This window comes from uncultured Amaricoccus sp. (assembly GCF_937858865.1).
Classification (GTDB): Bacteria; Pseudomonadota; Alphaproteobacteria; order Rhodobacterales; family Rhodobacteraceae; genus Amaricoccus.
The window spans coordinates 1-3263 of sequence record NZ_CALLYO010000628.1 but is presented as its reverse complement, the minus strand read 5'-3'; the positions used below and the strand labels follow the sequence as shown (position 1 = coordinate 3263).

At 70.6% G+C, this 3263-nt stretch carries 4 protein-coding genes; all 4 read left to right on the top strand.

Annotated features, from left to right (window positions below):
• A partial coding sequence (locus tag Q0112_RS18845) for an acyl-CoA dehydrogenase family protein (protein ID WP_297977612.1) occupies positions 1-803 on the top strand: 803 nt, incomplete at its 5' end.
• Complete coding sequence (locus tag Q0112_RS18840) at positions 800-1252, top strand: cupin domain-containing protein (RefSeq protein WP_297977610.1); 453 nt, start codon at positions 800-802, stop codon at positions 1250-1252. The genes Q0112_RS18845 and Q0112_RS18840, both read left to right, overlap by 4 nt.
• A gap of 14 nt (positions 1253-1266) precedes the next feature.
• Positions 1267-2931, top strand: a complete 1665-nt coding sequence (locus Q0112_RS18835; protein ID WP_297977609.1) for an AMP-binding protein — start codon at positions 1267-1269, stop codon at positions 2929-2931.
• A 34-nt stretch (positions 2932-2965) separates the two neighbouring features.
• The coding region (locus Q0112_RS18830) for an ABC transporter substrate-binding protein (protein WP_297977608.1) at positions 2966-3263 on the top strand (298 nt) is incomplete at its 3' end.

Here is a 3263-nt window from a genome sequence, read left to right as displayed (position 1 = left end):
TCTCCGCCTTCGCCCTGACCGAGCCGCAATCCGGCTCCGACGTCGCCGCCACCGCGACGACCGCCACCCGCGACGGCACCGACTACGTCCTCTCGGGCGAGAAGACCTGGATCTCCAACGGCGGCATCGCCGACCTCTACACCGTCTTCGCCCGCACCGGCGAAGCCCCCGGCGCCCGCGGCCTCTCCGCCTTCCTCCTCCCCGCCGACACCCCCGGCCTCCAGATCGCCGAACGCCTCGAGACCATCACCCCCCACCCCCTCGCCCGCCTCCGCTTCGACGACCTGCGCCTGCCGGCCTCCGCCCTGATCGGCAAGCCCGGCGACGGCTTCAGGATCGCCATGTCCGTCCTCGACGTCTTCCGCTCGACCGTGGCCGCGGCGGCCCTCGGCTTCGCCCGCCGCGCCCTCGACGAGGCGCTCGCCCGCGCCACCAGCCGCCAGCTCTTCGGCGCCCCGATGGCCGACCTGCAGATGGTCCAGGGCCACCTCGCCGACATGGCGCTCGACGTCGACGCCGCGGCGCTCCTCACCTACCGCGCCGCCTGGACCAAGGACTCCGGCGCCCCCCGCGTCACCCGCGAGGCGGCGATGGCCAAGCTCTTCGCCACCGACCGCGCCCAGTCCGTCATCGACAAGGCCGTCCAACTCCACGGCGGCGACGGCGTCCGCAAGGGCTCGACCGTCGAGAGCCTCTACCGCGAGATCCGCGCCCTCCGCATCTACGAGGGCGCCTCCGACGTGCAGAAGGTGGTGATCGCCCGCGCGACGATCGCGGCGACCCAAGGGAGGAACGACAGATGAGCAAATACCTGGACGGCGGGATCACCCGCAACGGCGAGGGCGAGGGCGGCACCGCCTGGAACATCCTCGGCCAGCGCTACTTCCCCAAGGCGAGCTGCGCCTCGACCTTCGCCTTCGAGACCAACAGCGACCCCGGCCAGCACGTCCCCGTCCACATCCACCCGCACCAGGACGAGTTCATCCTCGTCCAGGAGGGCGAGCTCCAGCTGAAGCTCGACGGGGTCTGGCAGACCGCCCGCGCCGGCGACCTCGTCCGCATGCCCCGCGGCGTCCCGCACGGCTACTTCAACAAGTCCGACAAGCCCTGCCGCGCCCTCTTCTGGGTCTCCCCCGCCGGCCGCCTCAGGGAGCTCTTCGAGACGCTCCACGACATGACCGACATCCCCGCCATCGTCGCCGCCTCCAAGGCGCACGACGTCGACTTCCTCCCCCCCGAGGCCAACGAGTGAGGCCAGGAACCAACATGCAGCCCACCATCCAGCTCGGCCCGACCGCCCATACCGACAGCTTCACCCGCGACAACCTGCCGCCCTTCGACCAGTGGCCGGTCATCGACCTCGCCGGCTTCGACTACCCCGAGTACCTGAACGCCGCCGTCGAGCTCACCGACCGCATGGTCGAGCAGGGCTTCGGCGACAACGTCGCCCTCATCGGCAACGGCCGGCAGCGCACCTACAAGGAGCTCGCCGACTGGACCAACCGCATCGCCCACGCGCTGGCCGAGGACTACGGCGTCCGGCCCGGCAACCGCGTCATGATCCGCTCGGCCAACAACCCGGCCATGGTCGCCTGCTGGCTCGCCGCCACCAAGGCCGGCGCCGTCGTCGTCAACACCATGCCGATGCTCCGCGCCGGCGAGCTCGCCAAGATCGTCGACAAGGCCGAGATCGGCCTCGCCCTCTGCGACACCCGCCTGATGGACGAGCTCGTCGCCTGCGCCAAGGACAGCCGCTTCCTCAAGAAGGTCATCGGCTTCGACGGCACCGCCAACCACGACGCCGAGCTCGACCGCATCGCCCTCTCCAAGTCCGTCAGATACGAGGCCGTCCCGACCGGCCGCGACGACGTCGCGCTCCTCGGCTTCACCTCCGGCACCACCGGCGAGCCGAAGGCGACGATGCACTTCCACCGCGACCTCCTCATCATCGCCGACGGCTATGCCAGGGAGGTCCTCGGCGTCACCGCGGACGACGTCTTCATCGGCTCGCCGCCCCTCGCCTTCACCTTCGGCCTCGGCGGCCTCGCCATCTTCCCGCTCCGCTTCGGCGCCACGGCGACGCTGCTCGAGTCCGCCTCGCCGCAGAACATGATCGACATCATCCAGACCCACCGGGCGACGATCTGCTTCACCGCCCCCACCGCCTACCGGGTGATGCTGCGGGCGATGGACGAGGGCGCCGACCTCTCCTCGCTCCGCTGCGCCGTCTCGGCCGGCGAGACCCTCCCGGGCCCCGTCTACGAGGAATGGCTGGCCAAGACCGGCAAGCCGATGCTCGACGGCATCGGCTCGACCGAGATGCTGCACATCTTCATCACCAACCGCTTCGGCGACAGCCACCCGGCGACGACCGGCCGCCCGGTCACCGGCTACCGCGCCCGGATCGTCGACGAGAAGATGAACGAGGTGCCGCGCGGCACCATCGGCCGGCTCGCCGTGCAGGGCCCGACCGGCTGCCGCTACCTCGGCGGACAGCGCCAGCGCACCTACGTCCGCAACGGCTGGAACATCACCGGCGACGCCTTCACCCAGGACGAGGCGGGCTACTTCCACTTCGCCGCCCGCAACGACGACATCATCGTCTCCGCCGGCTACAACATCGCCGGCCCCGAGGTCGAGGCGGCACTCATCGCCCACGAGGACGTGGTGGAATGCGCCGTGATCGGCGCCCCCGACGAGGAGCGCGGCCAGGTCGTCCAGGCGCACGTCGTCCTCAGGGAGGGCGTCGCCCCCGACGCGCTCACCGTCAAGCGGTTGCAGGACCACGTGAAAGCCACGATCGCCCCCTACAAGTATCCGCGTTCGGTGATATTCCTGGACGCGCTGCCCAAGACCGCCACCGGCAAGATCCAGCGCTTCGCGCTCCGCGCCCGGCCCGAACCCCGGACCGAAACGCAGACCGAAGGCTGAGAACGGGCACAACCGACAACAGAGGAGGAACCAGATGATGAAACGCACCCTCGCCGCCGGCCTCGCCGCGCTGCTCCTGGCCTCGGCCGCCACCCTTCCGTCGCAGGCCGCCCCGGTCAAGGTCGGCATGATAACGACGCTCTCGGGCGGGGGCGCCGGCCTCGGCATCGACGTCCGCGACGGCTTCATGCTGGCGCTGAAGCAGGCGGGCGACGCCGGCGCCGAGGTCGAGGTCATCGCCGAGGACGATCAGCAGAAGCCCGACGTGGCGGTGCAGATCGCCGACAAGATGATCCAGTCCGACCAGGTCGACATCCTGACCGGCATCATCT

Bases quoted from the DNA above. Each gene is read 5' to 3' on its own strand.
- Q0112_RS18840 (WP_297977610.1), top strand. From the start codon at position 800: ATGAGCAAATACCTGGACGGCGGGATCACCCGCAACGGCGAGGGCGAG.
- Q0112_RS18835 (WP_297977609.1), top strand. From the start codon at position 1,267: ATGCAGCCCACCATCCAGCTCGGCCCGACCGCCCATACCGACAGCTTC.